Raw genomic sequence first — 16,981 nt, 5'->3', positions numbered from 1 at the left:
GGGATGACGGCGTGGTAGCTCAAAACTCCGCGCTCCCTGTCGATCCACTAGAATCGGCAAGTTCAAGCACCGATGTCGGAGTTGCCATGAGTTCCCCCGCCAAGCACGTCCCCGCCAGCGCCACGCAGGCCGACACCACCCCGCTGCGTTTCGTCACCGCGGCCAGCCTGTTCGATGGCCACGACGCGGCGATCAACATCATGCGGCGGATCATCCAGAGCCAGGGCGCGGAGGTGATCCACCTCGGCCACAACCGCTCGGTCGAGGACGTGGTGCGTGCCGCGCTGCAGGAAGACGCCGACGCGATCGCGCTGTCGTCCTACCAGGGCGGCCACGTCGAGTACTTCAAGTACATGGTCGACATGCTGCGCGAGCGCGGCGCCGGCCACGTGCGCGTGTTCGGCGGCGGCGGCGGCACCATCACGCCGGAAGAGATTCGCGAGCTGGAAGCCTACGGCGTGGAACGCATCTACCACCCCAACGACGGCATGCACATGGGCCTCGTGCACATGATCGAGGACGTGGTGCAGCGCGCCGGCAGCGCTGCCGCGAAGCGCGCCGGGTCCGAATCGCACACGCTGCCCAAGGTCGACATCGACGACGAGATCTCGATCGGCCACATGCTCTCGGCCATCGAGGAAGGCAAGCTCGCCGGGGCCGAACTCGAGCACCAGCGCAAGCAGTGGAAGCTGGCCGGCAAGCACACCCCGGTGCTCGGCCTCACCGGCACCGGCGGCGCCGGCAAGTCGTCGGTGGTGGACGAGCTGCTGCTGCGCTTCCTGCACGCGTTCCCCGACATGCGCATCGCCGTGCTCGCGGTCGATCCCACCCGCCGCCGTTCCGGCGGTGCGCTGCTCGGCGACCGCATCCGCATGAATTCGTTGCGCTCCAAGCGCGTGTACATGCGCTCGATGGCGACCCGCCGCCAGCACGCCGCCACCAGCATCGTGCTGCACGACTGCATCGACTTCCTGAAGAGCCAGCCCTACGACCTGGTGATCGTCGAGACCGCCGGCATCGGCCAGAGTGATTCGGAGATCGTCGACCTGGTCGACTTCCCGGTCTACGTGATGACCAGCGACTACGGCGCCGCCAGCCAGTTGGAGAAGATCGACATGATCGACTTCGCCGAGCTGGTGGTGCTGAACAAGTTCGACAAGCGCGGCGCCGAGGACGCGCTGCGCGACGTGCGCAAGCAGTGGAAGCGCAACCACACCGCGTTCAAGGTGGCCGACGAAGACGTGCCGGTCTATCCCACCATCGCCAGCCAGTTCAACGACCCGGGCGTGACCTGGATGTTCGCCAACCTATGCCGGCTGATGCGCGAAAAACTGCATCTTGAACCCTCCCCTTCAAGGGGAGGGCAGGGTGGGGTCGCTCTTGCCGTACCTTGCGACTGGAAACCCGAGCTCGACACCACCCTGAAGGAGCCGCGCGCCACCGTGCTGATCCCCGGCAACCGCGTGCGCTACCTCGCCGAGATCGCCGAACAGGGCCGCAGCATCAACAGCGCCATCGCCCACCAGGCCGAATTCGCCAGTAAGGCGCAGCACTACTACGAGGCGCTGAAGGAACTGGGCGATCCCAAGCTGCCGCGCCCGCTCGACCTCTACGCCAGCGCGGATTTGCACCAGCCCGTCACTACTCCAAACGCCTCAACTCCCCAAACCGTCATCCCGGCGCAGGCCGGGATCGCATCACCCACCGCGCACGAAGCACACAGTGCGAAGGCCGCGCATTCGGCGACGAAGAGCGATTCCGGCCTGCGCCGGAATGACGGCAAAAAAGAACCAGAGCGCGACGAGCATGCAGTGGATCGCAGCATCCTGCTCCTGCGCCAGCGCTACAACGCCGCGCTCAAGGAACTCAGCCACGAAGCCATCCACCAGCTGCGCGACTGGCCGGCGCTGTACCAATCCGTCACCGCCGACGTCAACGAATACAAGGTGCGCGACAAGGTCATCCGCGTCGACAACTACCGCGAGTCGCTGAGCCACCAGAAGGTGCCCAAGGTGGCGCCGCCCAAATCCAAGGACTGGGGCGAACTGGTCAGCTTCCTCGGCCGCGAGAACCTGCCGGGCCACTACCCGTACACCGGCGGCGTCTACCCGTACCGCCGCAGCGGCGAAGACCCCACCCGCATGTTCGCCGGCGAAGGCACGCCCGAGCGCACCAACCGCCGCTTCCATTACCTGAGTCAGGGCGGTGCCGCCACGCGCCTGTCCACCGCGTTCGACTCGGTCACCCTGTACGGCGAAGACCCCGCGCCGCGCCCGGATATCTACGGCAAGATCGGCAACTCCGGCGTCAACATCGCCACCCTGGACGACATGAAGAAGCTGTACTCCGGCTTCGACTTGAGCGCGCCCAGCACGTCCGTGTCGATGACCATCAACGGCCCCGCGCCGTTGATCCTGGCGATGTTCATGAACACTGCCATCGACCAGAACGTCGAGAAGTACCTGAAGGCAGACGACCAGCGCTGGGCCGCCGCGCAGCAATACATCGACAAGCTGTACGCGAACGTGCCGCGCCCGCAGTACCACGGCGAGCTGCCCAAGGGTAACGACGGGCTGGGCCTCGGCCTGCTCGGCGTCTGCGGCGACGAACTGGTCGACGCGGAAACCTACGCGCAGATCAAGGCCGACACCTTGACCCGCGTGCGCGGCACCGTGCAGGCCGACATCCTGAAGGAAGACCAGGCGCAGAACACCTGCATCTTCTCCACCGAATTCGCGCTGCGCATGATGGGCGACATCCAGCAGTACTTCGTCGACCACAAGGTGCGCAACTTCTACTCGGTATCGATCAGCGGTTACCACATCGCCGAAGCCGGCGCGAACCCGATCAGCCAGCTCGCCTTCACCCTCAGCAACGGCTTCACCATCGTCGAGTACTACCTCGCCCGCGGCATGAAGGTAGACGACTTCGCGCCCAACCTCAGCTTCTTCTTCTCCAACGGCATGGACCCGGAATACACCGTGATCGGCCGCGTCGCCCGCCGCATCTGGGCCCGCGCCATGCGCGAGCGCTACGGCGCCAGCAGCCGCAGCCAGATGATGAAGTACCACATCCAGACCTCGGGCCGCTCGCTGCACGCGCAGGAAATCCAGTTCAACGACATCCGCACCACGCTGCAGGCGATGTACGCGCTGTTCGACAACTGCAACTCCCTGCACACCAACGCCTACGACGAAGCCATCACCACGCCCACCGAAGAAAGCGTGCGCCGCGCCGTAGCGATCCAGATGATCATCAACAAGGAACTCGGCCTCAACTTCAACGAGAACCCGTGGCAGGGCAGCTACGTCGTCGACACCCTCACCGACCTGGTGGAAGAAGCCGTGTACAAGGAGTTCGAGGCGATCAGCGAGCGCGGCGGCGTGCTCGGCGCGATGGACACCATGTACCAGCGCGGCAAGATCCAGGAAGAGTCGATGTACTACGAGCACAAGAAGCACGACGGCTCGTTGCCGCTGATCGGGGTAAATACGTTCCTGCCGAAGGACCACGGCGGGGAGATTGCTACCGAGATCGAGTTGATTCGGTCGACGCCCGAAGAGAAGGGGGCGCAGATTGCCAATGTGAAGCGGTATGGGGAGGCGCGCAATGCGCTGGCCTCAGACAGTTTGAAAGTGCTACAAACGACGGCGCGGGACCGGCGCAATGTGTTTGAGCAGTTGATTGAGGCGGTTAAGTACAACTCGTTGGGGCAGATTAGCCATGCGTTGTATGACGTGGGCGGCGAATACCGCCGCAATATGTAAACCATGTCCCGCCTGGTCGAGCAGATCAAGCAGGCCGTTGCCGCCTTTACTGGCTGCAAGACCACGCCTGCGTTGATCGGAGGCTTGGCGCTGGCCGCGCACCAGGTGGTGCGCGCCACCCGCGATGTGGATTTTCTCGCCGACGCGGCCGATGCAGATCGGCTGAACGAGATCCTGCTGGCGCTCGGCTACCGCTGCGTCCATCGCAGCGAGGATGCAGCCAACTATGTCCGCGAGGACGAGGGCCTGGATCTGCTGTATGCGCATCGCCCGACGGCACGACGCCTGCTCGCCGACGCCGAGGAGCGTTCCACGGCCATGGGACCGCTGCGCGTCATCAGCGCCGAAGGCCTGATCGGCTTCAAGCTGCAGGCGCTGGTCAACAACCCATCCCGCACGCGCGACCTCGACGATATCCGCGCGCTGTTGCGCGCGCAGCGTGGCCGGCTCAACATGCAGGAAGTGCAGGGGTACTTCGCGCTGTTCGATCGCCAGGAGATGCTGGATGAACTACTCGCCGAAATCGCCAACGACAAAGCATGAAGGTGTCCGCGAGCCGTTGGTCGGCAGCGACGTGCTGGATGTCGTGCAGGTGGGCAGGGGCGATCTGTCGGATTGGGTAGAGTTGATGGAGGCGGTGGAGGCGTTGTGCCCGGTGTGGCCGAGGGGGGAGCACCCGATGGCGAAGCAGTTCGAGTTCAAGCTTTGAAGAACGCCAGCAGGATTTAACTTCCTCCGTCCCATTTTCCGGTCCCTCATTTGAGAGGCGATAAGGAAGTTGCGCCACTCGCTGCGCGAGCAAGCCATGAGCAATGATCTTTTTCTGTGGTGCAGTTGACTCGACGATTTGGAAGGACGGCATATCGTCTAGTATGAAGGTGTCTAACAGGAGTGAGGCGTGGCCGGATTCAGCAGGGAAATTGAAGCGTTCATCAAAGATTTCGTTGGCCAGATTGCCAACGGTACAGGAGCAATCTTTGCGGGGGCGGGCATGTCCCGCGGTGCAGGGTACGTTGACTGGAAGGAACTCCTTCATGACATCGCAGAGGAGCTCGGACTTGAGCTGCAGCTTGAGCATGACCTCATCGCAGTTGCCCAGTATCACTACAACTTAAAAAAGGGCCCGGCGGGCCTCGTCCGAAAAATCATCGAGGAGTTTTCTCACCAGGCAGAGGAGACCGAGTCGCATCGCATCCTTGCGCGCTTGCCGATCCCGACATGGTGGACGACCAACTACGACGCACTCATTGAGAAAGCACTCGAACGGGCATTTCGCATCGCAGATGTGAAGTTCAACGTCGACCAGTTGAGCAATACGCGGCCACGCCGGGACGCTGTCATTTACAAGATGCACGGAGACGCTTCGGATCCTAAGAAGGCGATTCTCTACAAGTCGCAATACGAGCAGTACCACAAGACCCACGAAGGCTTCATCACGGCACTTCGCGGCGATCTGGTTACCAAGACGTTCCTGTTCATCGGCTTCAGTTTTACTGATCCTAACCTCGATTACGTCCTGAGCCGGCTGCCAGCAGAGCCCTCTCGCGAGCACTACTGCTTTGTGCGTAAGGTCGTGGCTGAAGAGGGTGAGTCGGAGGCCTCGGTCAATTACCGTACACGTCGCGAGAAGCTTCGCAATGACGACCTTCACCGGTATGGCATCACCGCTCTTGAGGTTGATGAGTACGAGGACATTCCACGCATCCTCGCCGCCATCGAAGAGCGCTATCGGATGAAGACGGTTTTTATCTCCGGGAGTGCACACGAATTCGGGGACTGGGCCATGGAGGAGGCCCAAGGACTTCTGCACCGTCTGTCAGCCGCCCTGATCAGGGGTGGCTATCGCGTGATCACGGGGTTCGGGTGGGGCGTCGGAAGCGCTGTCATCAATGGCGCATTAGAAACCATCTACCTCGAACCGGCGAAGTACAGCGAAGACCAGCTAGTCATGCGCCCATTCCCGCAGTTTGCCAGCAACGGAAAAGATCTTCCGGTTTTGTGGGACAGCTATCGCCGCCGCATGATTGCCCTCGCGGGAACCGCGATTTTCGTCTTCGGTAACAAGGTCGTGGACGGGAAGGTGGTCAAGGCAGGTGGAGTGCGTGCCGAATATGACATCGCCCGCGAGCTGGGCGTCGTCCCGCTTCCGATTGCGGCCACAGGATTTGTCGCGGCGGATCTTGCCGGCGACGTGCTCGCCGACGTGGCGCACGTCTACGGTCAACGCGGGTGGATAGCGGACTCGGTCAAAGAGCTTGAGGCAGCCGGCAAAGACGCCGAGGCCCTGATTGGCGTTGTTTTGAAATTCATGGAGAGGATAGGCAAATGAGCAAGCCAGACGTGTTTTACAGCTTTCATTTCGACAACGACGTGATGCGCGTGCAGATGATTCGCAACATGGGGGTGGTCACCGGGGATGAGCCGGTCGAGCCGAATGTCTGGGAGACTCTCAAAAAGACGGACAGCGGCGTGGAGGCGTGGATCGAAAAAAACATGAAAAATAAGGATGTAGTCATCGTCCTCATCGGTGCGGCGACTGCCGGTAGAAAATGGGTTAAGTACGAAATGAAGCGCGCGTGGGAGCTGGGAAAGCCGATCTTCGGCATCCATATCCACAACCTCAAGTCCATGAACGATGGCGCGAGCACGAAAGGCTCAAATCCGTTTGATGCCTTTAATTTCAGCCACAACGGTGTCGTAATCAAGCCCCTCGTATACGACCCGAAATCGTCGGATGCCTACAACGACATCAAGGACAATATCGAGAGCTGGATCGCAGCTGCCAAGCGTCAACGCATCTGAAAAAAAGTAGGTGGGTCAAGCCACTTATAACGAACGAACAGTGTTTAGTTTATTTTAATCGAACTGGAAGAAGTAATATTAATTGTAGGGGGGTGAAAGATGGCAGTTTTAGGAGAGCTACTTTTTTATCGGCGAGATCAGGTTGACCTCGATGCTGTGCTGAGGCATCGGGTTGAGCAACTTCGTGGCAAGGTCGACGCTCTTTCCGAAGACTTCTTTTCCAAAAAATCTGATGAGGAAATCGCCAAACAAATTGCCGAACGGGAAGCCCTCCAGGCTCTCACTGTTGATTTCAACGCAGGGACAGCGAGCGTTCGTGAGTGTCAAATAGAGGTCCATGATCAGTTCGGTTTCGAGAGGGGGCCTATTCGCGTCCAGGGATTGGCAGCCACCAAGTCCTTCCCGTTCAATGGTGATCCCGAACTTTGGCATCTTCGCACCAATCCTTGGGGCATGAATCCACCTCGCGGCGATATTCGGGAAAATAATCTCGTGATTGGTATCGAAGTGCGAGCGAATGAGGCGGATCAGGCTGCACGGTACATTGATGAGACAATCGCCAAGATTCCGGAATACCTGCAGCGCCAAGAGGAGCAAATTGCGAAACACAACGCATCCCTTGCGATGAATGCTATGCGTTGGATCACGCTGCGTCGCCAACGTCTCGGGACGGCCTCCGATTTGCTGAAGAAGCTAAACTCGAAACAGGAATGAACAAACAAGGACGAATAAAGGGGCGTGGCTAATTAAGCCTCGTCCCTCGCGTAACCGGGTCAGAGCCCCTTACAAGCACGGTTCGTGGCGGCTGACGTGGTGAGGGGCGGAGGCTGATGGGCAGGACGTGGTCGGCTTGGCAGGCTGGAGCGGTGACGAGGAGACTCCGGATGCCGCGCCAACCCAGACCTGATCTTGCCGGTGTTCCGCAGCATGTGGTTCAGCGGGGCAATGATCGTCAGCCATGCTTTTACGTGACAGACGACTACCGACGTTATCTTGCCGGATTGCGCGAATCGGCCATCCGCTATGGCTGTTCGGTACATGCGTACGTACTGATGACCAACCACGTGCACTTGCTGGTGACACCGTCGTCGGCTGGCGCGGTGTCGCGGATGATGCAGTGGCTGGGTCGTCAGTATGTGGGCTACATCAACGGACGGTATCGGCGTACCGGCACGTTGTGGGAAGGCCGCTACAAGTCCTGCCTGGTCGATACCGAGCGCTACCTGCTCACCTGCTATCGTTATATCGAACTGAACCCTGTGCGGGCAGCCATGGTGTCCGATCCGGCCGATTATGCGTGGTCAAGCTACCGTGCCAACGCGCAGGCGTTGCCGGACAAAGTGGTAGTGCCGCACGTCGAATATCTGCGTCTTGGTACCGATGTGTCGGAACGCTGCGTTGCCTACCGGCAACTGTTCAAGGAAGTATTGGACGATGATCGCCTGGCCCAGATTCGTGCGTACGTGCAGCAGCAGCGCGCGCTTGGCACGCCGCGATTCCAGCGCGAGATCGAGGCGATGATCGGCCGTTGTGCCAGCGTCCGTGCCGCCCACCGCCCGCGACGGAACAAAGATGCTTTCGGAACGGGCTCTGACCCGCTTTGATTCGGGCTCTGACCCGCTTTGATTCGGGGGGGCGAAATCGTGCAAGCTGTCGATCATCCATTCGATCTGGTGCTGTCCTATCCGCAATGGCAAGGCTCGGGACGCCCGGAACACCTGCGTCGGGGCGCGCAGGCCGCGGCCGATGTCTGCCGCAACTACGGGCCACTCGAGCGTGTCCCGGAGGCTGGCGGGGGCGAGGCCAGCGGCGGTGTCCGGCGCTGGACAGCGATCGCCGAGCAATTCCGTTCGGCTCAGGCGATCCTTGATGCGAGGCAGCCCAGGCGCATCCTGACCGCCGGCGGGGATTGCGCCTGCGATATTGCGGTCATCGACTACCTGCGTCGACGATATCCGGACCTGACCGTGATCTGGGTGGACGCGCATCTCGACGCGAACACGGTGAACACGACGCCCAGCGGCAATTTCCACGGCATGCCGGTGGCCGCGATCCTGGGTTCCGCTCCGGTCGAGCTGCAGGCGTTGCTTTCGACACCGCTGTTACCGACACAATTCCGTTATTTCTCGGCACATGTTGGCGATGAGGGCGATTGGGCGTTCCAGCGAGCTCGTGACCTGAGGTGGCTGGAACCCGGGCAACGCATCGCCGAACAGGTCGGTTCGGGGCCCATCCACATTCATTTCGATCTGGACGCGCTCGATCCTGCTGAATTCCCGCACGTTGCCTATCCCGATGGCAAGCTGCCGTTCGACGCCGGGCTTGCCTTGGTGCGCAGCGTGGCCGCCGATCTGGTCGGTCTGACGATCACCGAGTTTGCACCTTCGGACGAACGCGCTGCGCGGCACGGCAGTGGCTTCGTCGAACGGCTATGCAAGGCCGCAAGGCCGCTGCAAAAAGGTGTCAGGGACAATTTCTGACAGCAGATGGGCTGGTGGGATGAGGGTCTGGCGCGGCTCGCACTGATCGCGGGCGCTGAGTGATCCTGTCCGGCATGGCCCGACTTCCACGCTTCGAACTTGCCGGCGTTCCGCAGCACGTGGTGCAGCGGGGGCAACAATCGTCTGCCATGTTTTCTGGACGATGAGGATCGCCAGCGCTATCTGCAATGCCTGCGGCAGGCGCTGTTGCGGTTCGGCTGCAGGCTGCATGCCTATGTGCTGATGAATAACCACGTGCACTTGCTGCTGACGCCTGACGAGGCGGGTGGGGTGTCGCGGCTGATGCACACTTTTGCGCGCAACTACGTCGGCTCGTTCAATGGTCGGCACGGGCGCACGGGGACGCTGTGGGAAGGGCGCTACAAGGCGTGCCTGGTGGACTCGGGGCGCTACTTTCTGGCCTGCAGTCGCTACATCGAGCTCAATCCGGTTCGCGCGTGGATGGTGGCCCAGCCGAACGAGTACTCGTGGTCGAGCTATCGTTCAAATTGTCCCTGATACCTTTTGCCGGCATCGCTTACCAGCGATAGCCAAGGTTGACGTGCACGTAGCGACCACTAAAGCCGAACGGCGAGCCTTCCGGGTACGGCAGCAGACCATAGAAATCGTTGGTCGGGCTGCTGTGCTGCGGGTAGACATTGAACAGGTTGTTCGCACCCAACGTCGCCGTCCAGTTGCCCACGCGGTAGCTGGCGGAGAGATCGGTGAGCGTGCGCGCGGCGTAGGTCTGATCGCCCGGCAGCACCGGTACCACAAAGGTGAACGCACCGTAGCGGGTCAGCTGCGCGTGCAGCGTCCACTTATCACGACGCCAGTTCGCGCCGACAAACGCCTTATTGTGCGGGCTACCCTCGGTGATGATGCCCGCCTCCTCGCGCCCGATCACCGGCAACTCAAGCCCGGCGAGGCCGAGTTGCGGTGGGTTGGCGCGAATGTGGCGAATCGTCGTCTGGTTGTGGCTGTAGCCGCCCGTGAACTTGAGATCGTTCGCGCCAAAGGTGAGCGGCCACGTGCCGACGAGATCCACGCCGCGCGTACGCGTATTGACCGCATTGGTGAAGAAGCGACCACCGCTGACGAACGGGATGCCCACCGAGGTGAGGTAATCCTCAACCACCGGACCGGTCAGATCTTCGCTGAGGATGATGCGGTCACTGATATCCACCTGGTAGAAATCCAGCGTGGCGTAAGGGCCGAACCCCGGCGTCAGCACCAGCCCGGCGCTGTAATCGCGCGAGCGCTCAGGCTTGAGCGGCTGGGCGCCCAACGCGATGGCGGCCGGATCAGCAACCGGGAAAGTACGCACCGTGGTCAAGCTCTGGTGACCCGAGCTGGCATTGATGATGTCGATGGCGGTATCGGAGTAGTACTCCTGCTGCAGCGACGGCGCACGGAAGCCGGTCGACGCGGAGGCGCGCAGCGCGACCACCGGTGTGATCGTGTAGCGACCCGAAAGCTTCCACGACGCGGTGTTGCCGAAGTCGCTGTAATGCTCCTGCCGCGCGGCAAGCCCAGCCGAGAACTTGTCGGTGAAATCGGTTTCCAGATCGACGTAAGCGGCTTGGTTGTGACGGCTGTGCGAGCCGGCATCGGTGGGTTGATAGCCGGGAAACACCTGCGCGCCAGCACCGGCATAGGAGGCCGAATCACCGGGTTTGATCGCGAAAGTCTCCTCGCGCGTGATCAAGCCCCACGCCACGCCGAGTGCGTGTTGCCACGGCATGTCGAAATCGCGGTTGAAGTCCGCACTGAGCTGGTTCTGCCGCAGCGTCAGCGTGCCGATGTAGAACGCGGTGGGCGAGTCGGCACCAAGCGAATAGTTGAAGGTATTCGAGGTGTCGAGTTTCCAGTGGTTGCCACCGGTCGCCGCGCCCACGTCGTAATGCCAGCCGGCCACTTCACCGCGCACACCGAGTTGCGAGGTGTCATCGCGGATCGCGCTGTTCTCCACCGGCAAAAAGCCGTTCGGGTAAACCGCTGCGGCCGCGGGGCTCGCACCCTCGTACATGGGCAGCCAGCGAAAGAAACCCGGCGAACTCACATCGCGCTTGTTGAACAGGCTCGCCACATACAGCGTCGCGTGCTCACCGAGCGGATATTCGCCGTTGATGGCGGCCTGCCTGGCGATCTTCTCGGGCATGCCGTAGTGGAAGGTGACGCGGCCGTAACTGGAATCGCCGGGAAACAGGCGATCGACAGCGGCATGATTGGTCGGGTCCTGGTTCTGGTAGTTGGCCGCAACGCGCAGCCAGCCGTCGCCAACGCGGAAGCCGGCGTCAGCGCCCGCCGTCGACGTACCGCCCTGCCTGCCCGCCCACATGCCTCGCCCCACGTCGACCGAGCCGTGCCCGGGCCCCTGCTTCAGGATGATGTTGATGACGCCGGCAATCGCGTCCGAACCGTACTGCGCGGCGGCGCCATCGCGCAGCACCTCGATCCGTTCGATGGCATTGAGCGGAATCGCCGACAGATCAACCGGCGACGACCCACGCCCCATCACTTCAACGTTGTTGAGCGTGGCCGTGGGATGTTGCCGCTTGCCGTTGATCAACACCAGGGTCTGATCCGGCGACAGCCCGCGCAATTGCGCCGGCAGGTTGGCATCGGTGGCGTCCGACAAAGTGGCCTGCGGGAAATTGAACGACGGCAGCAACACGTTCAACGCGCTGGGCAGATCCGTGGCGCCGGTCGCCGTGATATCGGCCGTCGTCAACACATCGACGGGGGCGAGCGAGTCGGCCATGGTGCGGTCGAGCGTACGCGTACCGGTGACCACCACCGTCTGCAGGTTGGTAGCTGGTGGTACGGCGCCGGTGTCCTGCGCGCACGCGACCGAGCTGGCACCGAGCGCACCAGCGACGGCGAGCGCCAGAGTACTGATTCGAAGAAACATGAGCGAATTTCCTTGTTGACCACGCGCGCTGACCGGGCATCGTTGCCCGGCCATCGTCTGCGCAAAACCGCGGCATAGTAACGCTCAGCCATCCAAACGCACATGATGCAAGTCAGCACGCATCCCGCGCTGCCCCCCGCAAACCCGTACGAGAAGCTAACCGGGTCAGAGCCCCTTACCAAGAAGGTTTGGCCGGGCTGACGTGGGGGCGAGGGAAGCCTGATAGGCGGGGCGGCGATGGGTTGCCAGGCTGACGTGGTGTTTGCCACGGAGAAGCCGGATGCCCCGCCAACCCAGGCCAGATCTTGCGGACGTGCCGCACATGTCGTGCAGCGAGGGAACGATCGACAGCCGTGTTTCTACGTGGAGGACGACTATCGTCGTTACCTCGCCGGGTTGCGGGAATCCGCCATCCGTTACGGCTGTGTGGTGCACGCGTATGTGTTGATGACCAATCACGTGCATGTGCTGGTGACACCCTCATCGGCTGGTGCGGTGTCGCGGATGATGCAGTGGCTCGGTCGGCAATACGTGGGTTACATCAACGGGCGGTATCGACGAACCGGCACGTTGTGGGAAGGCCGCTGCAAGTCTTGTCTGGTCGATACCGAGCGCTACCTGCTTAGCTGTTATCGCTATATCGAGTTGAACCCGGTCCGTGCCGCCATGGTGGCTGACCCGGGGAACCATGCGTGGTCGAGCTATCACGCTAATGCGCAATTGCTGCCAGACGCGATGGTGGTCCCACACGCGGAATACCTGCGTCTTGGCGCTGATGCGGCGGAACGTTGCGTCGCCTATCGAGCATTACTCAAGGATGCATTGAGCGCGGATCGTCTGGCCGAGATTCGTGCCTATGTCCAACAGCAACGCGTGCTTGGTTCGCCGCGATTCCAGCGCGAGATAGAGGTGATGATGGGCCGTTGCGCCAGCGTCCGCCCTGCGCACCGCCCGAGACGCAGCAGTGAATCTGATGGAACGGGCTCTGACCCGCTTTAGTTGTAGTTGAGGCGTTCTGCCCGGTGTGGTCGGCGAGGGAGCGGCAGCTGGTGCGAGAATACACAAGCTCAAGCTTTGAAGGACACCGGAACGGGATTTAACTTCCTCCGTCCCGGTCCCGGTCTCGCCGCAGGGATGTTCAAATTGTCCCTGACACCTTTTGCACAACAGCGGTTGTCACCGGCAACCTGCCAGAACGCCGTGTTGCAGGTCCTCACCTCGGGTTACTTAGCCCTTTGCGGGTGCCGGATTGGCAATGCGGCCCCAAGTGGATTTGTTGCCCCAGATGTTCTGGCGCAGGCCTTCCAGCTGCAGGATCTGCGAGTGGTCGACAAACAGGTTGACCTCGTTGCCGTAGTTCTTGATGTACCACTCGAACACTAACGGGTCGGCCGACTCGAACATGACGTGCTCCAGGCCCACGCCGTTGATGATCGAAGCCGCCGCCGCGGTATTCCATGTCACCACGTTCTCGGTGATGCCTTCGGACTCGATCATGATGATGTCGGCGCCGGCATCCAGCGCGCTCTTGGCGCGATTGATCAGATCGCCCACATCCTTCTTGCCTTCGGCCGCCAACTCGGTCTCGGTGGAATCGCCGCCGGAGCCGAACTGGATGCCCAATTCCGGTTTGGCCTTGAGCCCGGCCTTCTTGACCTGCTCGATCAGGCGCAGCAGGCCGGAGGTGGGGATGGTGATGAAGCCGGTGGAAATTTCGATCACATCGAAGCCGACTTCCTTGGCTTCTTTCAGGTATTTGTCCACGGCATCCGGGCCGTAGCGCAATACCGTTTCGATCCAGCCGCCCGAGGAAATGTAGGCGTTGTGCTTGTGTGCCAGATCACTGAAGGCACGTACCTGTTCGCGCGGCAGCAGGGCGAACGAGCCGCCGGCCCATTTGACGCCATCGACCCACTGGCCGGCGACGTCCAGCACGTCTTCCAGATGCCGCGTGCCATAGGTGGCGTAATACGGACCGCGGATTTCGGTCAGACCGAACGAGCGGGGTTTGTCGGGGCGATACGCGCGCGGGACGAAGTCGAAACTGGTGGTAGCCATGGTATTTCTCCTTTCGTTGCAGGGGGTAGTGCCGGGATCAGGCGGCAGCCGAGATGTGGCGCTGCGACGGAACCTTTGCCAGTAATGCGGTCAAGTCGCGCACGCTGTGGGTATCCAGCCCATGCACGGTGCGCGCGATCTTGTCGGCCAGTTCAGCGCCCGCAAAAGGCGTCACCAACCGATCGAATTTTTCACAGGCACTGGCCCAATCCAGCGGCTGCGAAGTGAACCCCTTGTAGGCCGCCGCGGTGGCAGAGAATATTTTCCCGTCGTTCAATTCCACTTCCACCTTGCTGGGCATTTCCTTCGGGAAGCGGGCGGAAAATGCGGCGTCCGGTGTCACCGTGGTTTTTTGCAGCAACGCCTGCACGTCCGCGCCGACGATGCGTTCGGCAGCGTACTGGGCCGGTTGTACCTCGCCATCCAGCAACGCCACGGCCACCATGTACGGCAGCGAGTGATCCGCCTCTTCCTTGCTGCGAATATGCCTTTTGTCGCCTTCCTCGCCGCCGCCGATGATGTCGTAGGCGACCTGGAACGTGATGATGTGCACCGCTCGAATTGCATCAGCGCGAAAACCGGGCTGAGCGGTGATCTCGATGGCTGCATCGATCGACGACTGCGAATGGATCTCCGCGTTGTGCTTCTTGATGATGGTGCGCAGGACGCTTTCCAGATCTTCGCGCGACCAGTCGATATCAAACGGGCCGGTGATGGTTTCCTTCAACCCCTTGTTGCCTTCAAACACCTGCTCGGGGCCGCTGATGCCCACGCTGGCCAGCAGCGCCGCGTGCGTACCTTCCTTGCCGACTTGCGGGTAGGCCAGGCCTTTCCAGTTCGACAGATTGCCGGTGCGGGTGACGCGCAGGGCGTTGTTGGCGGTGCCGGAAATGGCGATCGCGTTGGCCGTCTTGGCCGCGTCGAGTTTCATTACCTTGGCGACCGCGGCGGCTACGGCGTATGCGCCTTGCACGGTGTGATCAAAACCTTTGGCTCGTACCGGCGCCACATCGGACAGCCGCGTATGCACCTGGTACGCCACTGCCACCGCGGTGAGCAAATCCTTGCCGCTGGCGTTGACGCTTTCGCCCGCCGCCAACACCGCACCAATGTTGTCCGATGGGTGGCAGGTCTCGCCCGGGGCGAGGTAACTGTCCATGAAATCGAGATAGCGGCTGAGACCGATGTTGTAGAACGCCGCCCGGTCGGGCGCCGAGCTGCCACCGCCAATCAACGTGGAAGCGCTGTTGCCGCCGAGTGATTCGGTGAGCTTGCGGATCGCCCGCAGAGGTGGCGCATCGAGTGCGCCGATGGCAACGCCGAGCGTGTCGAGGATGCGGATCTTGATTTGTTCCACTGCCTGCGCACTGATTTGTACGTACCGGGCACCGTGGACAAAGGCCGCCAATTGCTGGACTTCAGTCATGGTCAGAGACTCTCCCTGGTCAAGAGGCGTATCGACACGCAAGCGCAATTTCATACACGCGAAAGGGCACAGCTCGTCCGAGTGCCGATACGAATGATTCGCGTTACATGATGATGATCTGATCGCAGACGGGTCGTGGTGATCTGCATCAATCCCCAGTAAAAAGGCTTTGACGTAACCGTCCAGGCAGCAGCTGGAACAGCGACGAAAGGCGGCGGGTTGCCCCTTATCGTGTGGTTCTGCTGCGCGCCGGGCGGGAAACCGGGACGGAGGAAGTTAAATGCCTTTGCGGGAAACCGGGACGGAGGAAGTTAAATGCCTTTGGGTTTGTCTTGGTCTCGCCCCGGCCGCCCAGGTCGCCGCACATTCACCGGACGCCCCAAGGTTCTTTCCGCCATGGCCTGAAAGCGTTTGCTTCCAAAGGCGCGTTCCTGCTGCAGGTGCTGGCGAATGGCGATCAGCTCGTCGTCGCTGACACCTTGTTTGAGCCATGTCCGATAGGCTTCGGCGCGCACCTGTGGCGTAGTCCCCATCTCGATGAAACAGGCGTGGGGTGTCACCAATGAGTCTTCGCAAAGTGCCAGGTTGGCGTGCACGCTGGACCAGTGGTGATGTTCGGGCCTCTCGACCATCGCGGCACGAACCGGGTTGAGCTCGATATACCGATAGGCGGCGAGCAGGTAGCGGTCCGAGTCGACCAGACTGGATTTGAAGCGCCCTTCCCACAGCGTTCCGGTGCGCCCATGGCGACGGTTGAAAGCGGTGACATAGGCCTGACCCAGTTGGCGCATGCCCAGCGATACCTGGCCGGACTCGTCGGAACTGACGAGCAGGTGCACGTGATTGCCCATCAAAACGTAGGCGTGAATGCGCAGACCGTGGCTCGCGGCGCTCTCGCCCAGCAGACGGAGATAGTGGCGCCGGTCTTCGTCATCAAGAAAAATGGCGCATCGATTGACCCCACGTTGGGTGATGTGGAGCGGTACCCCGGGAATTTCCAGGCGAGCTTGGCGAGGCATGTGAGGGACCGTGGATTGGTACCCCAGTGTCTGCGTGCACAGCAGCGGATGGCATCGGCAAGACCAGATGGTGTGGGTAAGTGCAAGCCGGGTTTCAGGGTCGTTTAACTTCCTCCGTCCCGGTTTCCCGGATGTCCGACGCGGTCTGGATCATGTCGGGCGTGATCTTCGCCGCATCCCGGCTCGTCGGAGGCGCCGCGAATGCGGTGATGGAAAAGAGGCAGGCAAGCGAAACAAGCGCCGAGCCCAGAGCGGCAGTCTTCATGTGCTGGGGGTCCTCATGGAGGGGGTTGCGTTCGCAACTATGGGAACGTCGGCAGGGATTTTGCAATCCGCCGGTGGCGGCACCGGCCGCGCCCATGGCCAATACCGCGCCGCTCGGTTTCAGGAAATTGCGTGTGCTCCGATCGTTGTTCACCGGAGCCGCCATGGGTGACGGCGAGGGACCGAAGGGGTGCAGAAAACCGGGCGACATGCGCGATAGTATGGAGTGTCGGCGACAGCACTCGGAGTGG

General features: G+C 61.6%; 15 protein-coding genes. 10 read left to right on the top strand and 5 right to left on the bottom strand.

The window, feature by feature from the left end:
* Positions 1-86 precede the first annotated feature (86 nt).
* From R2APBS1_RS12430 to R2APBS1_RS12390, 9 genes are all read left to right on the top strand, one after another.
* Positions 87-3,767 (top strand): methylmalonyl-CoA mutase family protein, encoded by a 3,681-nt coding sequence (locus tag R2APBS1_RS12430; RefSeq protein WP_015448180.1) that lies wholly within the window; start codon positions 87-89, stop codon positions 3,765-3,767.
* A 3-nt stretch (positions 3,768-3,770) separates the two neighbouring features.
* Complete coding sequence (locus R2APBS1_RS12425; protein WP_015448179.1) at positions 3,771-4,310, top strand: nucleotidyltransferase family protein; 540 nt, start codon at positions 3,771-3,773, stop codon at positions 4,308-4,310.
* Entirely contained in the window at positions 4,273-4,476 is a 204-nt protein-coding gene (locus R2APBS1_RS12420) for a hypothetical protein (protein ID WP_015448178.1), read from the top strand. The genes R2APBS1_RS12425 and R2APBS1_RS12420 overlap by 38 nt, the downstream gene beginning before the upstream one ends.
* 189 nt (positions 4,477-4,665) lie before the next feature.
* Positions 4,666-6,096 carry an SIR2 family protein gene (locus R2APBS1_RS12415; protein ID WP_015448177.1) on the top strand — a complete coding sequence of 477 codons (1,431 nt, stop codon included), beginning with the start codon at positions 4,666-4,668 and terminating at the stop codon, positions 6,094-6,096.
* Complete coding sequence (locus tag R2APBS1_RS12410) at positions 6,093-6,569, top strand: TIR domain-containing protein (RefSeq protein ID WP_015448176.1); 477 nt, start codon at positions 6,093-6,095, stop codon at positions 6,567-6,569. Before R2APBS1_RS12415 ends, R2APBS1_RS12410 begins: the two co-directional genes overlap by 4 nt.
* Before the next feature lie 99 nt (positions 6,570-6,668).
* Positions 6,669-7,283 (top strand): hypothetical protein, encoded by a 615-nt coding sequence (locus tag R2APBS1_RS20165; protein ID WP_015448175.1) that lies wholly within the window; start codon positions 6,669-6,671, stop codon positions 7,281-7,283.
* A gap of 170 nt (positions 7,284-7,453) precedes the next feature.
* Complete coding sequence (locus R2APBS1_RS12400) at positions 7,454-8,173, top strand: transposase (protein ID WP_015448174.1); 720 nt, start codon at positions 7,454-7,456, stop codon at positions 8,171-8,173.
* Between the two features lie 39 nt (positions 8,174-8,212).
* Positions 8,213-9,049: an arginase family protein gene (locus R2APBS1_RS12395; RefSeq protein ID WP_015448173.1), complete on the top strand. Its 837-nt coding sequence runs from the start codon at positions 8,213-8,215 to the stop codon at positions 9,047-9,049.
* 99 nt (positions 9,050-9,148) lie between these two features.
* Positions 9,149-9,568 (top strand): transposase, encoded by a 420-nt coding sequence (locus R2APBS1_RS12390; RefSeq protein ID WP_015448172.1) that lies wholly within the window; start codon positions 9,149-9,151, stop codon positions 9,566-9,568.
* Between the two features lie 19 nt (positions 9,569-9,587).
* On the opposite strand, the gene R2APBS1_RS12385 is transcribed toward R2APBS1_RS12390, so the two are convergent.
* Positions 9,588-11,963: a TonB-dependent receptor plug domain-containing protein gene (locus R2APBS1_RS12385; RefSeq protein WP_015448171.1), complete on the bottom strand. Its 2,376-nt coding sequence runs from the start codon at positions 11,961-11,963 to the stop codon at positions 9,588-9,590.
* 363 nt (positions 11,964-12,326) lie between these two features.
* On the opposite strand from R2APBS1_RS12385, the gene R2APBS1_RS19720 reads away from it, so the two are divergent.
* Positions 12,327-12,962, top strand: a complete 636-nt coding sequence (locus tag R2APBS1_RS19720) for a transposase (protein ID WP_236126953.1) — start codon at positions 12,327-12,329, stop codon at positions 12,960-12,962.
* A gap of 228 nt (positions 12,963-13,190) precedes the next feature.
* Here the strand turns inward: R2APBS1_RS19720 and R2APBS1_RS12380 are convergent, their stop codons facing one another.
* The 4 genes from R2APBS1_RS12380 to R2APBS1_RS20405 form a co-directional block, all read right to left on the bottom strand.
* On the bottom strand, positions 13,191-14,021 hold the full coding sequence (locus R2APBS1_RS12380; protein WP_007511860.1) for a phosphosulfolactate synthase: 831 nt from the start codon (positions 14,019-14,021) through the stop codon (positions 13,191-13,193).
* 37 nt (positions 14,022-14,058) lie between these two features.
* Positions 14,059-15,447, bottom strand: a complete 1,389-nt coding sequence (locus tag R2APBS1_RS12375; protein ID WP_015448169.1) for an MmgE/PrpD family protein — start codon at positions 15,445-15,447, stop codon at positions 14,059-14,061.
* 311 nt (positions 15,448-15,758) lie between these two features.
* The gene (locus R2APBS1_RS12370; RefSeq protein ID WP_015448168.1) at positions 15,759-16,466 is read right to left on the bottom strand and encodes a transposase; all 708 of its coding nucleotides are present in this window, start codon (positions 16,464-16,466) and stop codon (positions 15,759-15,761) included.
* Between the two features lie 94 nt (positions 16,467-16,560).
* Complete coding sequence (locus R2APBS1_RS20405; protein WP_174315854.1) at positions 16,561-16,884, bottom strand: hypothetical protein; 324 nt, start codon at positions 16,882-16,884, stop codon at positions 16,561-16,563.
* Positions 16,885-16,981: the final 97 nt, after the last annotated feature.

It is taken from the genome of Rhodanobacter denitrificans, from assembly GCF_000230695.2.
Taxonomy (GTDB): Bacteria; Pseudomonadota; Gammaproteobacteria; order Xanthomonadales; family Rhodanobacteraceae; genus Rhodanobacter; species Rhodanobacter denitrificans.
This window is presented reverse-complemented; position numbering and strand designations above follow the sequence as displayed.

What these genes read in the sequence shown, in the direction of transcription:
- R2APBS1_RS12430 (WP_015448180.1), top strand. Translation starts at nt 87, where the DNA reads ATGAGTTCCCCCGCCAAGCACGTCCCCGCCAGCGCCACGCAGGCCGAC.
- R2APBS1_RS12425 (WP_015448179.1), top strand. Translation starts at nt 3,771, where the DNA reads ATGTCCCGCCTGGTCGAGCAGATCAAGCAGGCCGTTGCCGCCTTTACT.
- R2APBS1_RS12420 (WP_015448178.1), top strand. Translation starts at nt 4,273, where the DNA reads ATGAACTACTCGCCGAAATCGCCAACGACAAAGCATGAAGGTGTCCGC.
- R2APBS1_RS12410 (WP_015448176.1), top strand. Translation starts at nt 6,093, where the DNA reads ATGAGCAAGCCAGACGTGTTTTACAGCTTTCATTTCGACAACGACGTG.
- R2APBS1_RS20165 (WP_015448175.1), top strand. Translation starts at nt 6,669, where the DNA reads ATGGCAGTTTTAGGAGAGCTACTTTTTTATCGGCGAGATCAGGTTGAC.
- R2APBS1_RS12400 (WP_015448174.1), top strand. Translation starts at nt 7,454, where the DNA reads ATGCCGCGCCAACCCAGACCTGATCTTGCCGGTGTTCCGCAGCATGTG.
- R2APBS1_RS12385 (WP_015448171.1), bottom strand. Translation starts at nt 11,963, where the DNA reads ATGTTTCTTCGAATCAGTACTCTGGCGCTCGCCGTCGCTGGTGCGCTC.
- R2APBS1_RS12380 (WP_007511860.1), bottom strand. Translation starts at nt 14,021, where the DNA reads ATGGCTACCACCAGTTTCGACTTCGTCCCGCGCGCGTATCGCCCCGAC.
- R2APBS1_RS12375 (WP_015448169.1), bottom strand. Translation starts at nt 15,447, where the DNA reads ATGACTGAAGTCCAGCAATTGGCGGCCTTTGTCCACGGTGCCCGGTAC.
- R2APBS1_RS12370 (WP_015448168.1), bottom strand. Translation starts at nt 16,466, where the DNA reads ATGCCTCGCCAAGCTCGCCTGGAAATTCCCGGGGTACCGCTCCACATC.